General features: G+C 51.2%; 17 protein-coding genes and 1 pseudogene. 3 read left to right on the plus strand and 15 right to left on the minus strand.

Annotation, left to right across the window (positions count from 1 at the left end):
* Positions 1-6: 6 nt before the first annotated feature.
* From ku to B9A14_RS14880, 5 genes are all read right to left on the minus strand, one after another.
* Entirely contained in the window at positions 7-816 is an 810-nt protein-coding gene (gene ku, locus B9A14_RS14865) for a non-homologous end joining protein Ku (RefSeq protein WP_084666619.1), read from the minus strand.
* A gap of 215 nt (positions 817-1,031) precedes the next feature.
* A complete protein-coding gene (gene ligD / locus B9A14_RS14870) occupies positions 1,032-1,931 on the minus strand; it encodes a non-homologous end-joining DNA ligase (protein ID WP_084666620.1) in 900 nt (299 codons plus the stop codon).
* On the minus strand, positions 1,919-2,047 hold the full coding sequence (locus B9A14_RS18060; protein WP_269456745.1) for a hypothetical protein: 129 nt from the start codon (positions 2,045-2,047) through the stop codon (positions 1,919-1,921). The genes ligD and B9A14_RS18060 overlap by 13 nt, the downstream gene beginning before the upstream one ends.
* Before the next feature lie 14 nt (positions 2,048-2,061).
* Positions 2,062-5,562, minus strand: coding sequence for a UvrD-helicase domain-containing protein (locus B9A14_RS14875; RefSeq protein ID WP_084666621.1), 3,501 nt, complete (start codon positions 5,560-5,562; stop codon positions 2,062-2,064).
* Positions 5,546-6,640 (minus strand): DUF1786 domain-containing protein, encoded by a 1,095-nt coding sequence (locus tag B9A14_RS14880; RefSeq protein WP_231967815.1) that lies wholly within the window; start codon positions 6,638-6,640, stop codon positions 5,546-5,548. Before B9A14_RS14880 ends, B9A14_RS14875 begins: the two co-directional genes overlap by 17 nt.
* 156 nt (positions 6,641-6,796) lie before the next feature.
* On the opposite strand from B9A14_RS14880, the gene B9A14_RS14885 reads away from it, so the two are divergent.
* A complete protein-coding gene (locus tag B9A14_RS14885; protein WP_084666622.1) occupies positions 6,797-7,741 on the plus strand; it encodes a glycosyl hydrolase family 18 protein in 945 nt (314 codons plus the stop codon).
* On the opposite strand, the gene B9A14_RS14890 is transcribed toward B9A14_RS14885, so the two are convergent.
* From B9A14_RS14890 to B9A14_RS14900, 3 genes are read right to left on the minus strand one after another with little or no spacing between them, the layout of a single operon-like run.
* Positions 7,738-9,348 carry a glycoside hydrolase family 26 protein gene (locus B9A14_RS14890; protein WP_084666623.1) on the minus strand — a complete coding sequence of 537 codons (1,611 nt, stop codon included), beginning with the start codon at positions 9,346-9,348 and terminating at the stop codon, positions 7,738-7,740. The genes B9A14_RS14885 and B9A14_RS14890 overlap by 4 nt on opposite strands.
* A 40-nt stretch (positions 9,349-9,388) precedes the next feature.
* Positions 9,389-10,471: a 6-phosphofructokinase gene (locus tag B9A14_RS14895; RefSeq protein ID WP_084666624.1), complete on the minus strand. Its 1,083-nt coding sequence runs from the start codon at positions 10,469-10,471 to the stop codon at positions 9,389-9,391.
* A 26-nt stretch (positions 10,472-10,497) separates the two neighbouring features.
* Complete coding sequence (locus tag B9A14_RS14900; protein WP_084666625.1) at positions 10,498-10,779, minus strand: acylphosphatase; 282 nt, start codon at positions 10,777-10,779, stop codon at positions 10,498-10,500.
* Between the two features lie 132 nt (positions 10,780-10,911).
* Between B9A14_RS14900 and pabB the strand changes: the two genes are divergently transcribed.
* The gene (pabB, locus tag B9A14_RS14905) at positions 10,912-12,333 is read left to right on the plus strand and encodes an aminodeoxychorismate synthase component I (protein WP_084666626.1); all 1,422 of its coding nucleotides are present in this window, start codon (positions 10,912-10,914) and stop codon (positions 12,331-12,333) included.
* A 48-nt stretch (positions 12,334-12,381) separates the two neighbouring features.
* Complete coding sequence (locus tag B9A14_RS14910; RefSeq protein ID WP_084666627.1) at positions 12,382-13,224, plus strand: aminotransferase class IV; 843 nt, start codon at positions 12,382-12,384, stop codon at positions 13,222-13,224.
* On the opposite strand, the gene B9A14_RS14915 is transcribed toward B9A14_RS14910, so the two are convergent.
* The 7 genes and pseudogenes from B9A14_RS14915 to B9A14_RS14945 form a co-directional block, all read right to left on the minus strand.
* A complete protein-coding gene (locus B9A14_RS14915) occupies positions 13,199-14,203 on the minus strand; it encodes a DMT family transporter (RefSeq protein WP_084666628.1) in 1,005 nt (334 codons plus the stop codon). The genes B9A14_RS14910 and B9A14_RS14915 overlap by 26 nt on opposite strands.
* 79 nt (positions 14,204-14,282) lie before the next feature.
* Positions 14,283-15,641: a dihydropyrimidinase gene (hydA, locus tag B9A14_RS14920; RefSeq protein ID WP_084666629.1), complete on the minus strand. Its 1,359-nt coding sequence runs from the start codon at positions 15,639-15,641 to the stop codon at positions 14,283-14,285.
* Positions 15,642-15,669: 28 nt separating this feature from the next.
* Positions 15,670-16,911, minus strand: a complete 1,242-nt coding sequence (locus B9A14_RS14925) for a threonine synthase (protein ID WP_084667190.1) — start codon at positions 16,909-16,911, stop codon at positions 15,670-15,672.
* A gap of 80 nt (positions 16,912-16,991) precedes the next feature.
* Positions 16,992-19,568 carry a selenium-dependent xanthine dehydrogenase gene (xdh, locus tag B9A14_RS14930; protein ID WP_084666630.1) on the minus strand — a complete coding sequence of 859 codons (2,577 nt, stop codon included), beginning with the start codon at positions 19,566-19,568 and terminating at the stop codon, positions 16,992-16,994.
* Between the two features lie 97 nt (positions 19,569-19,665).
* Positions 19,666-21,024: a PLP-dependent cysteine synthase family protein gene (locus B9A14_RS14935; RefSeq protein ID WP_084666631.1), complete on the minus strand. Its 1,359-nt coding sequence runs from the start codon at positions 21,022-21,024 to the stop codon at positions 19,666-19,668.
* Positions 21,025-21,210: 186 nt separating this feature from the next.
* Positions 21,211-21,741 carry a phosphatidylglycerophosphatase A family protein gene (locus tag B9A14_RS14940; protein WP_231967817.1) on the minus strand — a complete coding sequence of 177 codons (531 nt, stop codon included), beginning with the start codon at positions 21,739-21,741 and terminating at the stop codon, positions 21,211-21,213.
* A gap of 112 nt (positions 21,742-21,853) precedes the next feature.
* Positions 21,854-22,114: pseudogene (locus tag B9A14_RS14945) on the minus strand (AMP-binding enzyme); the annotation flags it as partial.
* Positions 22,115-22,309 lie beyond the last annotated feature (195 nt).

Raw genomic sequence — 22,309 nt, forward strand, 5'->3', positions numbered from 1 at the left:
CTCCCGTCATGAGGTCTTCCGCCGGCGTCGAGATCCAGCTTTTTCCTCTTTTTTAACCAATTCAATACTGGCTTTGAGGGCCTCCATAAGGTCTACAACTTTCTGGGCTTCAGGTCGGACCGGAACCGCTACTTCTTTGCCTGCTATCTTGGCCTCAATAATCTCCCGAAGGGCTTTGTGGTACTCGTCTGTATACTTTTCTGGTTCAAACTTAGCCGCCAAGGTATTAATAAGGGTAACCGCCATTTCCACCTCTTTAGGGTGAAGGCGTACCTCGAAATTAAGCTCAGTAAGTTCCTGTACTGGGCGTAATTCCTCGGGATAGATCATAGTATTAAGCATCAGACTTTTATGGTACACCCTTACCGCGGCCAGAGAAGTTCTGGTCCTTAAAGCCATCTTGGCAATGCCTATTCTGTTGGTAGCTCTCAAGGCTTCCCGTAGCAAAGCATAAGGCTTCTCTCCTCCATCATCAGGAGCCAAGTAATAAGAACGGTCAAAGTAGACGGGATCTATCTCCCGAAGGTCCACAAAATCGAGGAGGTTAATGGTTCTGGTTGTTTCCTGGGGAAGGCCTTCCAGGTCTTCTTCTCGCAAGATAACGTATTTACCCTTTTCGTATTCATACCCCCGGACGATCTCCTCAGGGGGAACCTCCACCTGGCAATAAGGGCAATACTTCCGGTACTGGATAGGTGTCTTACATTTGGCGTGCAGATAATGGAATCTAACATCATTGCTTTCGGTGGCCTTGTACAACTTTACCGGTACATAGACCAAACCGAAGCTGATGGCCCCTTTCCAAAGGGGGCGCACGGCCCTCACCTCAATCTATATCTCTCGCTACCCTAGCGTAATATTTTAAGTGTAGTATATCTCCGGAGACCCCCAGCCATACCGCCAAAGTGACCTAACAAGAAAGTCAACCTTCTTCGGGCCAAACACAAACCCCAGATCTCAGCGATCACGAAAATCTTACTGGTTAGATGCAGGATTAGATCCCAGCCCGGAAAATTTTTCGAGATGCCGGATTATCCTTCCTGAAACTTAACCTGAGCTAGCTTAAGAAGCGGCTTCAGGTCCTGCCGGTGCTTGAGTATATCCTGGTAAAGGTCCCCTCGCTTCTGTAACCGACTACGGATGGTATGGATGTTAAAATCTTTCGGACGTATCTTCCCTTCTTCCACTTCCTCCCAAGTTAGAGGAGCAGACACCGGAGCCCCAGGCAAAGGCCGTAGGCTGTAAGGAAAGGCCATGGAGCGGCCCCGGACGTTTTGCAAGTAATCCAGGTATACTTTACCCTGGCGCCTAGGAATTGGGTGGGCAGTAGTCACTTTTTCTGGATAGAGGCTAGCCAACATATCAGCCAGGGCACCTATAGCAGCCGTCACCTCGGAAAAGGTCCAGCGGGGTAGCAAAGGAATAAAAATATGGAGGCCTCTGGCTCCCGAGGTCTTGGGATAACCGGTAAGCCCAAATTCTTCTAAGGCCCGGCGTAAAAAAAGGGCTACTTCTAAAACGTCCTGGAAAGTAGCGCCTTCTGCAGGATCCAGGTCTATAACTGCTATATCGGGATATCCCAGGTGGTCTGCCCGGGAAAGCCAAGCATGAAGCTCAATACACCCTAAGTTAGCCAGCCAAGCCAGGGTTTCCGGGTTATTGCACAGGATGTAGTTTATGGTCTTAGCGCTATCAGGGTGGTACACAGGTAGGGTGTCTACCCAAGGCGGGGCGTAAGCTGGGCATTCTTTTTGGTAGAAAGCTTGCCCCGTTATCCCATCCGGGTAGCGCTTCATTACTATGGGTCGACCCTTAAGGTAAGGCAGCACCACCGGTGCTATATCAACGTAATACTTGATGAGAGCGAATTTGGTCAATCCTTCTTCCGGCCAGAAGACCTTGTCCAAATTGGTTAACTCTACCTCGTACATTCCGCCCCTTTATTTTCCCTACCTAGGCTTACCTCTTTTAATTTGCTCATTCTTAGTAGGCCAGGGTTTTTCACGGTTTTTCTCCAGTTTAGTATTCCTTCATCGGCTATATCCATATTCAGGCCCACATTCAGCTCATCCTGGGAAATAAACTGAGCTGTTCCCAGCCTTCCTCCCTGGCCTCCTTTTTCCTGCGCTCATCCTTCCATATTTTCTTCTTGAGGCAGTCGGGGGGTATATCCTGGAGGAAGCGGGAGGGCTGAAAAAGAATTTTCCGACCGTATAGGGTTCTCGCCCGTGCAGAAAGAAGGATAAGAACTTCCTTAGCCCGGGTAATCCCTACATAAAAGAGACGCCTTTCTTCCTCAAGCTTCTCCAGGAACTCGTCCCCTTCCCGAAGAAGATCTTTTCCCATCGGCATCTCCTCTTCCCCATCCTGTCCAGCAAAGGGAATTATCCCTTCGTCTACACCTGTAATAAAGACCACCGGGAATTCCAAGCCTTTGGCAGCATGAAGGGTCATAAGACTTACAAATTCAGAAGTCAAGGCTTGGCCCCCTAGGCGTTCATGGTCAGCCTCCTGGGCCAAGGTGATTCCTCGCAAAAAAGAGGGTAGGTTGTTAAAACGGGCAGCCACCCTAAGCAACCTTTCCAAGCTCTCTGAACGGTGTGGCCCGCGTTCTTCTTCCCAACGGGCCAAAAGTTCCGCGGCTGGCTGGGTATCAGCTAGGGCCCGATAAATCAAAAGGGTTTCCCGGAAATGCCGCAGCCTGGGTAGGGTTTCCGGAGGAAGCGTTAAAGCCTCTCTGCTTACGCTGCCCAAATAATGGCCCTTCCCCTCCACCAGCTCACCTATAAACTCCCAGAGGGAAGACCCCGTGCGCTGGGCCATCTCCAACAAGCACGCCAAGTATTCTCCCTTCACCCCCATCCGCCTTAAGCTACGGTAAAGGTGAAAATCATCTTCCGGGGAGTTTACACAGCGGAAAAAGTCTATAGCCTCCCGCACCTGGGGGTCTTCTAAGAAACTTTCCCGCCCTATTACCCGGTACGGTATACCTTCTTTAAGAAAGCATTCCTCTAGCGCCTTGAGCTCGCGGCTACTCCGGAACAGGACCGCTATATCCGAGAAACTGTAGCTTTTGTCTCCAATTTCTACTCCGTCCTGGCCAACTGCGGCGCACTGCCCGTGGGCCTGAAGCATAGTAGCCCCGCCTACTAGACGCTCTATTTCCCGTACCACAGCGATGCCTTCAGCTATCTCACTAGGTACTTCCAGATGCAGGATCCGGGGACCGTCTCCCCGGGTAGCCACCAGTTGAGGATTTTTTTGCTTAAGGAGACCACAAGCTGCCTTAAGGACAGTAGGAGTCGAACGGTAATTAAGCACCAGCCGGATAACCTTAGCCTGGGGAAACTCCTCCTGTAATTTAAAGAAAAACCGGTGGTCAGCCCCCCGGAAGCCATAGATGGCCTGGTCCGGGTCTCCTATTACAAATAAGTTTTTCCCATCCCCAGCCCAAACCCGTACCAATTGGTACTGCACTGGATTTACGTCCTGGAATTCATCCACCAAAAGGTAGGCAAAGCGGCTGGGTTGTCCCTGGCCTGCACGGGCCTCCTCCCGCCGTAAGGTCTCTAGAAGTAGATCATCATAATCCAGGGCCCGGTAGTAAACAAGCCTCTCCTGATAAGCTTCGTAAAAAGGTTTAAGCTCCGGTGGGACACCGGGGGAAGAAGGTTCCATACCCCGGCTTTTAAGAAGGGAGATCTCTTCCTTAAGGCGCTTAGCCTTTTGCCTGCCCGCCGGGGCTTTTTCCCGTAACACTTCCTGCCAGATCTCCTGGACATCCACTTCATCTAGCAGGGTGAATTCCAAGCCGTAGACCTGACGGAGGAGGTCCAGGCAGATACTGTGAAAAGTCCCTACGGTAAAAGCTTTTTCGCCTATTATCCCTTTAAGGAGCTCATCTATCCGTTCCTTTATCTCCTCTGCCGCCTTATTAGTGAAGGTTACCGCGGCGATATCACCCGGCGGCACCTTCTTTTCTCCTAAAAGGTAAGCCAGGCGGTAAACTAAAGTCCGCGTTTTCCCTGTACCCGGTCCGGCGATGACCACCACCGGGCCTTCCTCTGCCGTTACTGCCTCCACCTGTTGGGGGTTAAGACCGCTAAGGAGGGGCGAAGGCGAGAAAGTTACCCCGTTTTCCCCCTTAAGGCCCTCTACCGGGGCTTTCCCCTGGAGGCTTTCGAGCTTAATTTCCTGCCCAAACTTCCTGGAAGCCCCGGATACTTTTTCCTCCCCCACCTCCTCCGTCACCGCTTTAACGCCGAACAGTGTGGCCTGGCCACTAAACCCCACCCTTTCCTCGGGTTTAAGCAGTATTATTTTCCCGTACTCACCGTCGAAACCCGGTTGGACTTCGATCTCGCCCTCCCGCATCCGACGTACCGCCTCGGCTACCAGAGGGCCGGCCACGCGGGCGATCTCCTCCAAGGGGGCTTCCCGCAAGATAAGCAGCTCCGGGCCCAGATGGCGGAGGAGGGAAAAATAGCGTTGGATTACCTGTTTGGAAGAGACCCCTACACCCAGGGCCGAAGCAATAACCTCAGGAAGGGGGACCAGGCTTTGATAAGGTCTGGCGTCCGGGGGCCTTACCCCCTCTTCCCGGTCCGCTAGCTCTTCCACCCGGTGAAGAACACCCACCGTTAACCGGCGGCCGCACACCGGGCAGATACCTCCCGCTGTCCTTGTTTCGGCAGGTTTAAAGCGTACCCGGCAGGCCCGGTGCCCGTCGTAGTGGTACTTACCTTCTTCCGGGAAGAATTCTATGGTTCCCAGGAACGCTTCCGGGTCCCGCTCCTTCAGGGCCCGGTAAATGGCCGGGTAGGAGAGGTCGGTCTGGAAAAGGTTGGCTTCCCGGGCCAGGTTACGGGGAGAATGGGCATCGGAATTGGAAACCAGGAGAAAGGAATCTAACCCCGACAGCCGCCAGTTCATGGGCGGGTCCGAAGAAAGGCCGGTTTCCAGGGCATATATGTATTCCGTCAAGTCCTCAAAACATTCTTCTGGGCTGTCAAAACCGGAATTGGCTCCTAAAAGGGAGAAATGGGGAGTCCAGATATGGGCCGGGATGAAGAGGGCTTCCCGGCACACCTCCAGGACCAATTCAAGGAGGTGGCGGCTGTCCAGGCCTAGGATAGGCCGACCATCGGATTCTAGATTCCCCAACTGTTCCAGGCGGCGGCTAAGTTCCTCCGCCGCTTCCAGGCTGGGTAAAAGAATAAGGTGGTGAATCTTGCGTACGCGGCCAGCCTTTTTGTAAATAGTGCTTATTTCACCTGAAATTATAAAGCGGACAAGAAAACTTTGCCACTCAGGGGCATACGTGGGCTCACCTATTACCTCTAAAGAAGGGCAGAATTCTTTTTTTAGCTGGTACAGTCCTTCTTCCGCCGGTTCCAGCTTCTCCTTCAATTCCTTCCGCCAGGCCGGGTGGGTAAAATCCCCAGTCCCCACCAGGGTTACCCCCTTATAAACCGCCCAGCGGTAAAGTTCCTCGGGTACTGCCTCCTGGCTGGTGGCCCGGGAGTAATAAGAATGGATATGGAAATCAGCCACAAACTTCATTTTGGGCTTCCTCCTTGGCTAAAAAAGCCAGGCAAAGACCGAAGCAGCCCGCCAACATCATGTTGCCGTAAGGTACAGCTTCGTAGTAGCCTAGCCCCCGGGCCCTCTCCCGCTGGGGGCCGATGACGGCTACCCTTAGGTATGGTTCTCGAGGCTGGAAATGAGGATCAATAAAGCACCCGTGACCCCCATCAGCAAATACCTCTTCATGGGTAAGCTGGCCCTCTTGTAATCCTTTGACGAGTCTAGCCAGCTTATCTTTATCCACCAGGGCCGTATGATGCTCAAACAAGCCCCACACCCTTTGACCCTTAAGCAGGACACCTACGGTATGCTGGTTGCCCATGTTTAAAACCGTAACACCTTCTTTAGCCCACTCCTTTACCTGGGGATCGGCTAGGGCTCCCCAGATGGCCGCTGCACAGGTATCCATCACTAGCACTTCATACCCGGCTGGAGCGGAATCCCGGATGGCTACTAGGCGGGTGAAATAGGAAGGCGGCTCCCGGTACAAAAGTTCCTGGATATGGCCTCCTGCCTCCACAAAGTCCCTCCAGTATTGAAACCGGAAGGCACGATTGCTTACCCCTGGGGGTGCTTCACCATGGTCCTGGGCAGCTACCAGTACTAAAGGGGGGAGTTCCACTTTATAAGCCTTAAGGAGGGTATTAAGGCGCATAATGTCCAGGTCCCGGGTTTCTACCACATCCGCTTCCCCCGGCGGCTTTTCTCCCACCCGAATGCCTAAGCTTAGAACCACTTCTAAATTATTATGCACGGTCTTAGCGGCCTGGGGTTCGGCGTACACGGGCAAACCTTGCTCAAGGTGGCTCCGCAAAGCTTCTACAACCGCACCGCCGCCCATAATACTACCTCTAAGCCATAAAGGCTTTCTTCTAGCAGTAGCCTCCTTGACCTGCCGGGCGGCTATCACTGTAGGGGAAGGGAGCACCAGTTGCACACATCCTTCCACAGGGAGCCCAGGAGTGTACAAGAAAATATCCTGGGTACCACCACCTATATCTATAGCCAGCACTGGGCGTGACATAAGCACTTCGCTCCTTATTTCGCGATACACTTTAAGAGCGTCCCCCTTCTTGCGTGTGACAATAGGCTTTATTCCCCAAGTTTCTTACCGATCTTCGCAATAAGTGTAGGATAACCTCTTTCGAAGCTGCGTCCCAGAACAGAATAACATATTATGTAATATACGACGAGGAGGTGTTTTCCAAGCATGGCCTTGCAGGAACGGCAACTAGAAAACAATTGGTATTATGTTCCCGACCCCCCAGGGCTAGCTTCTTTACGCAGCCACGGACGCAAGTTAAAATATATCCTACCCTTCTGGTTTGGCGTAACCGAAAGCGGAACCCTGGTGGATCAAGCCGATGCTGAAGGTCTAGCGATCATACGCCAATACAATCTCCCGGTGCTGGCCATAGTCCACAACTACTCTAGTCCCCAGTACGGCCCCCTGATTCACCGCTTGCTTACTACGCCTAACTTGCGCCGGACCTTGGTAAACAATATCTTAACCCTCATGTACCGCTGGGGTTTTGCCGGTGTCAATATCGATTTTGAATTTGTGCCTCCGGAGGATCGTCCATTCTTAACCGGCTTTATGCGTGAGCTTTTCCAAGCCCTCCGCCTGGCAGGCTTCTTAACTACCATTTCCGTACCAGCAGAACTGGAAGATAACCCCCGCCACCCCTTCTCCGGTGCTTTTAGTTACCCGGAACTAGGAGCCCTTAGTGACCAGGTCTATATTCTGGCTTACGACGAACATTTCAGTACACCCGGTCCTATCGCTTCCGTGGGTTTTGTCCGCCGGGTGCTGGACTATGCTGTAACCGTTATCCCCCGGGAAAAAATCCGCCTCGGTATGGCTGTTTATGGTTACGACTGGGCTGAAGGAGCGCGTACCCCCAGAACCCTCTCCCATAGCCAAGCCATAGAGCTTGCCCGACGCCTGGGTGTTAACATCTATTATGACGAGGCCGCCCAAGAATCCACCTTTAGCTATGTCGAAGACAACATCCCCCATGTAGTATGGTTTGAGGATGTGCGGAGCTTTAGTAAAAAGCTTGAGCTGGTGCGGGAGTACAACCTTCCTGGTATCGGAGTCTGGCGCCTAGGCCTGGAAGACCCGCGCATCTGGGAACTGCGAGCTTCTCCTTAATCCCGGGGCCAGACGGCCCGGAACTGATACGGCTCTTTTTTTAGCCCTTCGGCAAAGGCTGTAAAGCTTGCCGGCGAAGAATCCAGGTTATAGAGCCACTTACCGTCTATCTGGTTAAACCAGACGGCGATCTTAATGTTGGGGTAGTTGGTAGCCAGGCTCTCCATGGCCCGCCTTATCCAATTAGCTTTATCTCCTCCTACTTCGTTACTGGCGAACTCTGTAATAATAAAGGGCTTGTCTTTAAAATAATACATGTATTCCTTATAGAGGGGGCCGTAAATAGCATCGAATTCCCGCCAAAGGTCAGCCGGGTAGCTAGTACCATTGTTATATCCGGTGAGTCCTATCCAGTCCACAGTCTGGTCTCCAGGATAGTAAAGAAGGTAGTGGTTCCACTTGAAGTTAGGAAATGAGCGATCATGGGGATTGAACACAAAGATAACATTCGTAGCTCCCTCTTCTTTAAAGATCCTGTACACATAATCCCAGGCCATCTTGAAAATATCGGTATCTTTCCCATAAAACCAAGCGCTCCACGTGGACCAGTCGCCGTTCATTTCATTCCCAAAACGTACAAACACAGGATCCCCGATTGTCTTAAACTGGCGGGCCCACTCTCGGAGAATATCATCATACTTACCCTTTAAAAGCTCAATTAGCGAGGTATCGTTTTTCTTGCCGTACCACCAAGGCTGCAGGGCCACCATTAAAATGCGCCCATCATCATATAACCTTCGTAACTCTCCCCAATCGAAGCGGGTATCAAAGGCCGCATAGGTTATAAGGAACTCAAATTTATGACCCAGCTTCTTTTCCAAGGGGATAAGCTGCCGGAAATACTCCAGTTTTCCTAGCTTATGGGGATTTAGGATCCCCCATAATGTCTTATCCTTGGGGATAATTAGACGGTGATGAAGGCCTTCGATGCGTACCTCGCGCTCTACCCGTTGCGGTTCAGGGAAAGTAGGGTTATCGGTTGGAGGTAAAGGGCGCCAGCTCTGCAGAATATAGGTTAAGTATCGAACGGCCTCCCGGAAGTGTTCAGCATCGGTTTTAAGCAGGAAAGTATAGACTGTACGAGAAACTAACAAATGATATTCCCGGTAGTAATTGAGATCACCAGGAGCCACCTTATCCCGCGTCCACTCCCATATCCAGGCAGGGTAACCCTTGATGTTGAGCTTTTTAAATTCCCGTACCTTTATCGTGGCCCAACCTTCCTGCAAGCTCCGGTTACTGTATAGAATATATTCTTCAGCCGTGATTTTCTCTAAGGGCTGTACAAAAATGGAAAGTTTGGCTAAGCTGGGCCGGGTTAAGATAGTAGCCACCCCTGGAAGGATCTCAGCCTCCCATCCCTCAGGGATACCTATCTTAAATCCATCATAGGTGTTGATAAGTTCCCGAGAGGGTCTTTCCCACTCAAGGGTATCCCTTTTAGGAGAGCCCTTGCCTACCCCTTCCTCTGCTACCTGGGAAGCATATCCTACCTTAAAGCTTGGTCTCCAAGTTTCCTCCCCGACCCGGTTCCCGGAGCAAATCCTCACAAAGAACAAGCTAAAAATAAGCAGCAATATGAAGATTAGCCCTTTCTGCCTGCCCAACTGCTTAGTTCCCTCCACCTCTACATTACTACTAAAGCTTTTAGTCTCCGAAGCTTATACCTATGGCCCTGGCTGTACGAATTAAAGGATGATCTATTGGTACAGTGCGAGGTTGAGCGGCCACTTCTTCCAGGGGTACGTAAGAAATATCGTTCCCCCGCAGGCACACCATAACTCCGTGGATACCTCTTATGGCCAGCTCTGCGGCTGCCACCCCGAAGCGCGTAGCCAGAACCCGGTCATAAGAAGACGGCGATCCCCCACGCTGGATATGACCCAGTACAGTAACCCGGGTCTCAATCCCTGTCTTCTCTTCAATCATCTGAGCCACCAGCTGCCCGATGCCACCCAGCCTTAACCGCTCCACGCTACCTTCAACCCGGCGCTGGACCACCAGCTCACCTGTAGGAGTCCTTGCTCCTTCGGCAACCACCACAATGCTAAATGGTTTGCCCTCCGCCCTGCGGGCCTCGATCTTCCTAATAACTCCCTCCACCGTCCAGGGTATCTCCGGTATAAGTATTACATCGGCCCCTCCAGCCAAACCGCTATACAAGGCTATCCAGCCAGCATAGCGGCCCATAAGCTCCAACACCATTACCCGGTGATGGGATTCCGCGGTAGTATGTAATTTGTCCAGGGCATCGGTGGCCGTGCGTACGGCTGTATCGAAACCGAAGGTCTGGTCAGTAGCCGCGAGATCATTGTCAATGGTCTTGGGTATCCCAATAATCCGGGCCCCTTTAGCCTTTAAATCTCGGGCACCAGCTAAGGTTCCGTCGCCACCGATTACCAAAAGAACTTCGATCCCTAGCTTCTCCAAAAGCTCCACCGCTCTTCCCGACATGTCGCGGTAGACTATTTTGTCCCCTTCCTGTACAGGAAAATGGAAGGGATCGCTGCGGTTATTAGTTCCCAAGATGGTCCCGCCCCGGTGAAGCAAGCCTGATATGGCCGGCGGGTCCAGTTTAATATACCGGCCTTCTACCACCCCGGTGTACCCATCCAGGAAGCCATAAAGCTCGTACCCGTAAGCGTAAGCTGTCTTAGCCGCTGCCCGTATAACTGCGTTTAACCCCGGGCAATCCCCGCCTCCTGTCAAGATACCTAATCTTTTACTCAAGGTAAAAATACCTCCCACCAGAAAAGTTAAATAGTCTCCCTGATCGTAAATCCTTTCTCTCCTTGAGGTTCCTCATACCTAACCTCCATCCCTTCCACCTGGGCCCAACGCGGCCCTTGCCGGCATAAAGATAAAAACTTCTCTACCTTTTCCCGCGGGCCTTCCGCCACGCCTTCTACTGTACCATCGTAGCAATTACGGATCCATCCATTTATACCTAAGGCTACCGCGTGCTCTCGGGCGAAATAACGGAAGCCTACCCCCTGTACGCGGCCGCGTATATTAAAATAGGCACGAACCATGGCCATGAAACCCCTAGTTACCTCCCTTTGCTACCTTATCTTTTTCACCTAAAAATTATAGCCCTCTTGTTCTCCATTGTGCCATAATAAATATGAGTTTGCCTAGTGTAGAAGTATAAGGTAAAAACGGTGAGTACTATGCTAAAGACATCTTTACCTTTCCTGCTTACTGAAGTTAAAGCCCCGCCTGACCCGGCGGCCCTATATATAAATTTAACCGGCGGGCGTCCCGGGAGCTTTCTTCTGGAAAGCGCCTTACAACACCCACGTCTGGGACGTTATTCCTTTCTAGGCTGGGACCCCTTTCTAGTGCTTAAAACCAAAGGCTTCCAAGCTACTATAGAAGAAGCCGGTAAAGGGAAAATAACCGTCCTAGATAACCCTTGGAACGTAATCCGTCAGCTCCTCATAAGATACCAGCAACCCTTCACCCAACCCCACCCCCTGCCCTTTATTGGGGGAATAGTGGGCTACCTGGCCTACGATCTAGGCCGCTACATTGAACGCTTGCCCCAGTGGGCCAGGGATGATTTGCCCTTCCCCGAAGGCTACCTGGCCTTTTATGCTACAGTAGTGGGAATCGATCACCAGGAAGAAAGGGTGTATGTAGCAGCCCACGGCTTCCCAGCCTCCGGTACTGCGGCCTACAAACTAGCCCTTGCCCGTATTAAAGAAGTAGAGGAGCGACTGCTGAAGGTCCGGCCTCTGCCAGCCCTGGATACAAGAAAAAATGATAAAGCAGAAGGCATCTCCTCCCTCTTCACCCGGGACACATATTGCCGAGCTGTAGAACGCGCTAAAAACTACATAGCCGCCGGGGATATCTTCGAGGTAAACTTATCCCAGCGATTTGAGACCAGGCTCCCTTTCCACCCTTTAGAGTTATATCTCCGTCTCCGAAAGTTTAACCCCGCGCCCTTCGCTGCTTATTTGCCCTTGGAGGAGGGGGTTATTGTAAGCGCTTCTCCGGAAAGATTCTTGCGCGTAAGTAAGGGCCAGGTAGAGACCAGACCTATTAAAGGTACCAGGCCCCGGGGCCGGACACCAGCCGAAGACCAGGCCTTACGTAAGGAGCTATGGGAGAGCGAGAAAGATCGTGCCGAGCTGGTTATGATTATCGATTTGGAGCGTAACGACCTGGGACGGGTATGCGAAGTAGGCTCGGTAAAGGTACCTGAACTTTTTGTGTTGGAAGAATACGCTACCGTCTTTCACCTGGTAAGCACCATAACCGGCGCCTTACGGAAAGATAAAGATATGGTAGACTTATGGCGGGCTACTTTCCCTGGTGGCTCTATAACCGGGGCCCCTAAAATTCGAGCCATGGAGATTATAGAGGAGTTAGAGCCGGTACGCCGGAGCGTATACACAGGATCCCTTGGGTATCTAGGATTCAATGGAGAAGCGGACTGGAACATAGCCATACGCACTTTCCTTATAGTAGGAAACAGGGCCTACTTTCAAACCGGAGGGGCGGTAACGGCTGATTCTGATCCGGGAAGCGAATATCAAGAAACCTTGGATAAAGCCTGCGGTCTCCTTAAGGCATTAGGGTTATAAGTCCCAACTTGCCGGCCCTTAAGGAACTAGGCTTTGAGGAGGAGTTTTATGTCCAGCATCCTTTACTTTAACGGTTTTCTTAAATCCTTAAAAGAAATTGACATAAACCCTGCCGAGCCAGGCTTCCTTTATGGAGCAGGCCTTTTTGAAACTATCCGGGTAGAAGAAGGAATACCCCTCTTCCTTGAAGAGCACCTTAAGCGTTTAACCGCTGGTGCCCAATACCTGGGCTGGCAAGTCCCTGACTTAAGCACCTTAGGCCAGGCGATTAAGACCACTATTTCCGCCAACAAGGTTATCCTGGGCCGGGCCCGCCTTAACCTGCTCCTAGGTAGTAGCGGTTACCACCTGTTAGTTACAGCCCAGGCTAGCCTGCCGTATACTCCAGAAGATTACGCCCGGGGTTATACTGCCTGTATTTCCAAAATTAGAAAAAATCACCGTTCCCCCCTCTCCGCCTTTAAGACTATGAATTACCTAGAATATCTCTTAGCTTGGAACGAAGCCCGTAGCCGGGGTGCCCAAGAAGCTATTTTACTTAATCTTGACGGTTTCCTAGCTGAAGGTAGCCGTAGCAACCTTTTTGTAGTCAGGAAAGGTACACTTTTTACTCCTAACCTGGAAAGTGGACCCTTGCCAGGGCTCGTCCGCAGCCGGGTTTTGAAGCTCGCCGCCCGCCTGGGACTTAAAGTAAAAGAAAAACCCCTTTCCCCCACCGATCTTCTGGCGGGCGAAGAGGCCTTCCTAACTAACAGCCTTATGGAGATCATGCCCTTAACCTATGTAGACGGCCAACCTATAGGAAAAGCTAAGCCAGGACCCCTTACGACCCGGCTCCGCCTCGAGTACCAGGCAGAAAAAGCTGCTACCCTTCGCAGCAACTCCGTTTAGGACAGGGATGTCGCCGACTAGAACGCTTAGCTTGGTATTTCTCATCCTGGGTTAGATCAGCCCATAAGGAAAGGGTCACTCCAGTTAATACTAAGAAAATACCCACCACGTGATAAGGGAATAAAGGCTCTTTAAGTAGTAGCGCGGCCAGGATGATGGCGAAGATAGGATTTAGATTATTAAATATAGCTACTGGCCCGCTCCCAATCCGATGTACCGCTTCGAAATTAAGAAGCACACCGCACCCGGAAATAATAAGGCCCATATAAAGGACAAGCAGCCACCCAGTAAAAGACAAGTGCCAGCCGTAGCTAACCATTTCCCAAAGACCCCATGGTAAAAGCCCGAGGGTCCCAAAGAGAAGGCTATACCCCGCCACTATTAAGGGTGGATAGCGGCGCATCAAGCTCTGTCCCCAGATGTTATTTAAGGCTACCGCCAGCACGTTAAGTAACAGAAGGCCATCCGCTGGATGAAAGGAAAGGGTTAAAAGCCGGGTAAGGGAACCTTTAAGAATAACTAAGAGGAGCCCAACAAAGGCTATAACCACTCCACCCATCTGGGAGGCTTTAGGCCGTACCCGCCAAAATAAGGCTAGCAAGGCTAGGGTAACGGCCGGGAAGGTAGCGAAAATAATGGCTGCATTAACGGCAGTGGTATTCTTTAAGGCCCAGGCGAAAGTAATATAGGCACAGCTAATACCCATTAGACCCAAAAGGCCTAGCCGCCATATATCCCCCTTCTCAAGTCTAACAATCTTTCGCTTCTGCCAGAGGAAAGGGGCTAGCACCAGTAAGCCCAACATCCCCCGGATCATAGATAGGGCCGCAGGTGGTACCTGGGGAGCCACCAGGCGCCCGGCTATGGTATTGCCACCGTAAAGTAGGCAGGCCAAAATAGCTTCCATATAACCTACACGGGAGGATGACCGTTTTTCTTCTAGGCTACACTCCTGCTCTTCTGACCCACGCTCAAGCATTTTTTTACCTTCTCTCCAAGGGGAACTAGGGATAATTTTATCCCTTCTTACCCCTTAAAGCAACCCAAAAAGAAGCCCGTTAGTGCCGCTTACCAGGAATAAACTGGCCCTGGCCCGGGCGGCCTAAGAATCTCCCTTGGTAATAGATAAGTTCCCCGCGCAAAAAAGTAGCTTCTGGATATCCCTTTAAAGTATGGCCAGCAAAGGGTGTATATCCTGCCGCGGAATGGAGCACCTTAGCATTGAGTTGCAGTTCCCTCCGGGGATCAAAAATTACGATATCAGCATCGCTTCCGGGATTGAGATCCCCCTTTCGTGGGTACAATCCAAAAAGCCTGGCCGGGTTAGTGGAAAGAACCTGCACAAGCTGCGGTAAACTTAGCCAGCCTTCCCGGACGCCATAGGAATAAAGAAGGGGGAGAAGGGTTTCCGTGCCTGGGACTCCAGCGGGGGTGTCCCAAAAGCTTGTACCGGCCGCTTTCTGCTCCGGAGTATAACTACAATGATCAGTGGCTACTACCTGGAGATGACCCTCCGCTAGGGCCTGCCAGAGCTTACGATTGTCTTGTTCCTTCCGTAAGGGAGGGCACATGAGGTAGAGAGGGGCATCCTTTGTAGCATAAACTTCCTCTGTAAGGAGCAGGTAATGAGGGCAGGTCTCTCCAAAAACCTTCAAGCCTTCCTTCCGAACACCAGCGATAAGTTCGGCCGCTCCCCCGGTAGAGACATGGACGAAGTAAAGGGGAGCTTGGCACTCCTTAGCTATATGGAGCAGACGTCGCACAGCCTCTATCTCTGCCTCTGGAGGCCGGCTCAAGGCGTGGTAATGGGCTGAAGTACGCTTCTCTGCCTCAAGCTTTTTCCGAGCGGACATAACTAGGTCATGGTCTTCAGCATGCACAGTTACCAAAGCACCAAGTTTTTTAGCGTTTTGTATACACTTTCCGATAGCCTCATAGCTTAAGCGCTGGTTGTAGGTAGTAAAAACTTTAAAGCTAACTAGACCCCGGTCGACTGCTGCCTGTAAAGCTTTTTTATCGTCTTCATGTCCTGGAAGAAGTACCAGGTGAAGACTAAAATCCACCGCCACTTTATCCTTAGCTTCTCTAAGGCGGTGTTCAATTACTTCTTCTAACCTATCTTCAGACCGGGTGGGTTCCGCATAATCAATAACTGTAGTAACCCCACCGCACGCGGCTACCACTGTACCGGTGTAAAAATCATCTGCCGTCCACAAGTTTCCTATGGGCATCTGGTAATGGACATGGGCATCAATAATCCCGGGCAGAATATATTTCCCCCGTGCATCCAGGACTTCCGCAGAAGCGGCAGTTAAGCCCGGCCCCCGGGCCACAATTTTATCTCCCTCTATCAATAGGTCAGCCTGCTCTACTTTTTCCGCCGTAACTACCCAACCGCCTTTAATCAGCCAGGCCAAAGGGTCCCCCTCCCTTTATCTTTTATCTTTATAGTAGAGGTTTTAGGGCTAAAGCCAGTTTTTCCATATCCGGGGGCAAACTCAAAGGTGCTGATGTAGCCTTAATGGCATTAGCTACATCCTTTAGACCGTTCCCTGTTACTAGGCACACCACTTTCTCTTGGGGCTTTACTACCCCTTCCTTTACAGCCCGGATAAGGCCAGCTAACCCTGCTACCCCGGCAGGTTCCCCAAATACGCCCGTAGTCCTACCGAGCAAGCGCATAGCATTAAGTATTTCTTCATCGCTAACATTGATCATAGTACCTCCTGAATGGCGCACAGCCCGCAGGGCTTTTTCCGGGTTGCGGGGCACCCCTACCGCTATACTATCGGCCAGGGTATTTTCCTCCATGGGACGGACCTTACCGCCTTCTCTAAAGGCCCGGGTAATAGGGCAGCAACCCTCAGCCTGGACTCCTAGCATACGGGGGAACCTATCGATCCACCCGGCACGGTACAGGTCTACCCAAGCTTTCCAGGCCCCCGCGATGGTGCAACCATCTCCTACAGAAACTACTACCCAGTCGGGGACCTCCCAGTTCAGCTGCTCAGCCACCTCCAGGCAAACCGTCTTCTTTCCTTCCACCAGGTAGGGATTGATGGCTGCATTACGGTTGTACCATCCCCAACGTTTTATAGCTTGAGCTGAAAGCCGGAAAGCATCCTCATAGGAACCCTGCACGCTCACCACAGTAGCTCCGAAAACAAGGAGCTGGGCTATCTTGCCCTGGGGTGCCCTGGCTGGAACAAAGATAAAGGCCCTTAACCCCACAGCAGCAGCAGCCCCGGCTAAAGAAGAAGCTGCATTCCCGGTAGAGGCGCAAGCTACAGCTTTAGCCCCTTCGGCCAATGCCCTGGCCACAGCTATGGCCGAAGCCCGATCCTTAAGGGAAGCCGTGGGATTCACCCCGTCATCCTTAATGTAAAGGTACTTTAGGCCTAGTTCCTGGGCTAAACGCTTAGCCTCATATAAGGGGCTCCATCCCACGCGTAAAGGAGGAAGTTCCCCTTCTTGATTTACAGGGAGGAAAGGACGATAACGCCACATAGAAGTCTCGCAATTTTTCCGCAAGCTTTCCCGGGAGATAGCCCTATTAATGTAATCGTAATCGTAATCTACATCTAGAATACCTTCCTTTTCCCCGCAATGGGGACAGGTGTATAGGCCCACTTCCGGCTGGTATGTTCTACCACAGTTTATACAATGGAGCCCTAGCACGTTGAACATATCAGACATAATTGTAGTTCATCCTCTCCCCTTATAACCCTAATAATAACTTTCCAACAACTTCCCACTTAAAATCACTTTTACTCCTCTTCCTTTTTCCTTCTCCTATAGGGAGTGCCCTCTAGCGGTAAAGAGGTTCTAAAGATTCCGTCCCGGCGGAAGTAGGCTCCCGCTACAGCGGCAGCAGTAGGTATACTGGCTATCTCGCCCAACCCTTTGGCTCCAAAGGCGTACTGGGTGCCTCCCTTTTCCACCAGAATGGTCTCTATACGGGGTACCTGGGTAAACCGGAAAAGACCCAAACGGCCCATTTGCTGGTACTGGGGGATACCTTCCTTTACAGGAAAATCTTCGGTCAAAGCAAAACCTAGCCCCATGACCACGCCGCCTTCGATCTGGCCCTCTATATTTAAAGGATTAATAGCCCGGCCCACATCATGGGCCGCTACCACTTTGCTTACCCGGCCTTCCTCATCCAGTATGACCACGTGCGTAGCGTAACCGTAAGCCACATGGGTAACCGGATGCTCTTTCCCAGAGTTGATAGGATCGGTAACCCCGTAAAATTCACCAGCGAAGGTACGGCCTTCTAGCTCTTCAAGGGCATATTCCTTTAATTCTCGAGCGAGCTCGCTAGCGGCTCGCCGGACAGCTTCCCCAGTAAAAAGGCTCTGGCGGGAAGCCGTAGTGATTCCAGCGTCAGGAGTGAGGGCAGTATCGGCCAGGACTACTTCTATTTTTTCTGCCGGCAAGCCTGTAGCTTCGGCTACTATTTGGATGAGTACAGATTCTAGCCCTTGACCTAAGCAGGCTGCACCAGAATAGATTAAAACTTTACCTTCCCTTATTACCAGATTAGCCCTCCCGATATCCCTCGTGCCCACTCCTAACCCTACGTTTTTAAAGGCACAAGCGATACCGGCATAAGGGCTGCTCTCAAAAACCTCTTTTACAGCCAAAAGCGTCTCTTTAATCCCTACATCTTCCGTTACCACCTGACCAGTAGCTATGGTATCCCCTGGCTCTAGGGCATTTATCCAGCGTATCTCCCAGGGCGACTTACCGATCTTCTGGGCCAGGAGGTTCAGTTGGCTTTCACAAGCGAAGGTCACCTGGGGTACACCGAACCCCCGGAAAGCCCCCGCTGGTGGATTATTGGTGTATACTGCCCGCCCGTAAATCTTAACATGGGGAATCCGGTAAGGGCCAGTAACATGGGTACAAGCTCGCTCTAAAACTTGGGCACCCAAGGAAGCATAAGCACCTGTATCAGAGGTAATTTCAGCCACCAGGGCTACCAGGCGACCTTCCTCATCGCAGCCTGTAGTAAGCTTGATCTCCATGGCATGCCGCTTGGGGTGCACAAGGATGCTTTCGCGACGGCTTAAAGTTATCTTTACTGGCCGCCTGCTAGCCCAGGCCAAGAGGGCCGCATGGTGTTGGACGCTCAAATCCTCTTTGCCTCCGAAAGCTCCACCCACGTATTGATTTATCACCCGGATCTTTTCCGGGGGGAGCCCTAAAAGGGAGGCAATTTGTTCCTGGACCTCATATACTCCCTGGGTGCTGGTATATATGGTCAGGCCTTCCCCTTCCGGAACAGCTATAGCGCTTTCCGGCTCTAAAAAGGCGTGCTCTGTAAAGGGAGTACGATAAGTATTGGTCACTACATAAGCGCAAGATTTTAAAGCTTCCTCTGCATTACCCTTAAGTATTCTAGTCTCGCTTAAAACGTTCCCCTTAGGATGTAAAGAGGGTGCTCCTGGGGCCAAAGCCTCAGCAGGGCTGGTTACAGGAGGTAGGGGTTCATACTCTACCTTTATGCTCTCTAAAGCCTTTCGTGCTATATACGGGCTTTCGGCAGCCACCAAGGCTATGGCATCACCTACATAGCGTACCTCTTCACCTACAGCTACCAAAGCAGGCCAATCCTTAAAGATAAGCCCCTGATACCGCTCCCCAGGTATATCCTTAGCCGTAAGAACAGTTACCACCCCAGGGATCTGTAAAGCCGGGCTTACATCCAGGGACACAAGGCGAGCCCGGGCATAAGGGGGACGAAGGACGGCGCCATAAAGCATGCCGGGAAATACCAGATCATCCACATAGATAGCCTGGCCCAGTACTTTAGCCGGAGCCTCGGGCCGGAAGAAACGCCTGCCCATACCTGCTTCTTCTCCCTGGTCGGGCTTGATCTCTCCTCGTAAGGCCCGCGCAGCAGCTTGAACGGCCGTGATAATTTTTTGGTAACCCGTACAACGGCAGAGATGCCCCTTAAAGGCTTGCCGTATCTCTTCCTCGGAAGGATCAGGATTGCGGTCCAAGAGGGCCTTAGCTTCCATCACCATACCCGGCGTGCAGAAGCCACACTGAACTGCTCCAGCGGAGGTAAAGGCCCACGCATAAATTTCCTTCTCCCGTAATGATAAGCCCTCCACGGTTAATACTTCCTGGCCTATAGCTTTATAGGCAGGCAAGCGGCAAGCCCGCACCGGCCGCCCGTTTAGCAAAACAGTACAGGCTCCGCAGACCCCTTCTCCACACCCGTTTTTGGCCCCTGTAAGCCGCAAATGATCCCGTAAAACTTCCAATAACGTAGCCTCCGGCTGTACTTCCAGGGTCCTGGACTGCCCATTCACTATTAAACTTAAGCGCATCCTTGCCCCCTCCTTCTTGTTCTGTCAGCTTAATTGCTAGGGCTGAAGCAACATCCCTGCTTATACCCCGCAAGACCTGTTTTTGCCCGCCCTTAATCTACCTTAAAGCCCGGATTTTTTCATCATACTCTTTTATCTTGGCGTACTCATCCTCCCAGAAACTGGGGCTCCGCATGGCATCTAGATATTCCTTGGTATACCCGAAGGGAAGCCAATCTTGCTCTTTTTGAGCAAAAAGCCGTTCCTTAGCTTCTGGCTTGCGGAAATCGTATATATATTCCTCATTAGCCCGCAGGAAAATATCCCGGTACCAGCGTTCCAGAACAAAATCCGTAATCTCTAAGGTCCGCCGCTCCAGGTCATCCAGAACCGAACGATAGCGGTCAAAACCATCGGTAGCGATGGTCACTACGTTGTCACCAGGGCCTAGCCGCAAAAATTTAGCCATTTTAATGGCCCCCAGGATGTTGCATATACCAGAGATACCGAAGTTATCCTTTAACTCTAAGGCTTTTTCTTCCTTAACCCCCATTTTTATCAGGACCTCGGTACCGTCTTGGATAAGCTTAAGCCCTTTCACACAATCATCGTCGTGGATCAACACCACAAAATCGGTATTGAGCACGTTATGGATTAATGTGCACATTTTGTCCCCGATGCCCTCAATCCGGTGCTGCCCACGTCCCCCAGTAGCCAGGGTGGAACACTCGTACGGCTCCAGAGCTGCCACTTTACACTCTGGAAAAACCTTCTTAATCTCATCTCCTGCGCCGATGGTACCGGCTGAACCTGGTGCGGAGACAAAGCAAGCTATGCGGCCATTGCCTACATCCCGGACCGCCTCAATGGCCGAATTGCCGGTAACATACCGATGGAACCGGTAGTTGGGTAAAAGCTCGAATTGAGCCAGGGCAAAGTTTTTAGGATCCTTTTTCAGTTCATAAGTACGCTTCAAGGTAAGGATCACATCAGATTCCGTTCCAGGAGTTAAGTCCAGTTCCCCGCCATATTTACGAATGCGCTCGTATCTTTCATCACTCATACTATCTGGCATAATAACAATAGCCCTATACCCCATAAGCCGGCAAATGTAAGCTACGCCAATACCGAAATTGCCCGTAGAAGGGCCTAAAATAGTATGTTCACCTGGCCGTATAACCCCGTCTACACATCCCTCAATCAGCGTAGCATAAGCTGGTCCCACTTTGTGGGATCCTGAAGGGAAATACCGTCCCAAGAGTACCACTATATTGGCGTCTACTCCTGTAAGTTCCGGGGGTAATACCAGCTTCCGCACCTGATTATTTTCATCTTTCCAGGTGATGTTAAAAAGGTTTATGGGATCCAGCTCATCCTCCTTAAGGGCCTTTAGCGCCCTCTGCCGTATCTCAGGGTCGATCTTCTCCGGATAAAGCATCTCTTCATAAGTAGGTCCAAAGGGTATTTTGCCTTCCATGGGAATCCCTCCGCTTTAGCTTCGTTAAGTATAATATCACATAGAGACAAAAACTTCACTATTACTTACGTAGTATTCGACGAAGAACAGCCGATCCCTCTTTTTTCTATAAAAAAATTAAAGGGCGAAAATGTTTTCGCCCGGAAGCCGTCTGTAATTTAGCAGTTACCTATAGAACTTTGGAGCTCATTCCTTATCCCGTTCCCTGTGGGCTAAACGAGCTGCAGCCGCTGCTACAATAGCAGCTACTAGATCATCTAAAAAGGTGTTCACCTGCTGGCCTTTTTTCTCGTTGATTTTACCAATAACACCAGGCTTTATTTTATCTAAATACCCGAAATTGGTGAGACCGATGGAACCATAAATATTAACTATACTTAAAGCCAATACCTCATCTATCCCGTATAGGCTATCGTCGCTGCGCAACATGGTGGATAACGGCTCGGCGAACATCCCCTTCTCAGCCATTTCATCCAAGGAAAGCCCAGTAAAAACAGCATTCTGTACTTCCCGTTTCTCCAACACCCTTTCTACACTCTCCAGACACTCTTTAAGGGTTAAAGTAGGAATATATTTTTTCTGAATAGAATAAACCAGGGAAGCCATATCCTCCAAGGTTACCCCTCGCCGTTCCAACCACTCGACGGTTAAATATTTTAATTTTAGTTTTAGGCTCCCCGGTGTAGCTTCCTCCCTAGCCACATTAATCATACCCATTTTCTCCGGCCCCCTCTCTTAAATCAATAACATTATAGCATAATAGAAGGCCCCCTCAAGGTACTTACTGGAGCTTTGGAAAAATACTATGGGGGTAGAAAAGGCGGCTTTCCTACCCCTTTAATAGTCTTTTCAGCACCTTACCCGTCGGGCTTTTGGGTAATTCTGCTACAAATTCAAATATCCTAGGGATCTTATAAGGGGCTAGGCGCTCTTTCAAAAACTCTTGCCGCCTGTCGACAGAGGCTCCTTCTTTCAAAACAATATAAGCTTTTACCGTTTCCCCCTTGAGGGAGTCACCGACGCCTACTACCGCTGTTTCCAAAACGGCTGGGTGGGTTAGGAGACATTCCTCTACTTCACGGGGGTGAACCTCCACCTGGACGAGCCCGGCGGCTTCCTGGGGAAGCCGGGGATAGCCCCGACGGCCCTCAGCACCTCACCGGGAGACGCCTGCCTGAAGGCAGGTCTTACTCCCCCTCAGTGCGCTACATCCTGGCACCCAGGTTAGCCCCAGATGCCGGATGGCCCGGTCCATGGGCATCTACTACTCAGCGTAGATACGTCT

This window comes from Thermanaeromonas toyohensis ToBE (assembly GCF_900176005.1).
In the GTDB taxonomy this organism is placed as follows: domain Bacteria; phylum Bacillota; class DSM-521; order Neomoorellales; family Neomoorellaceae; genus Thermanaeromonas; species Thermanaeromonas toyohensis.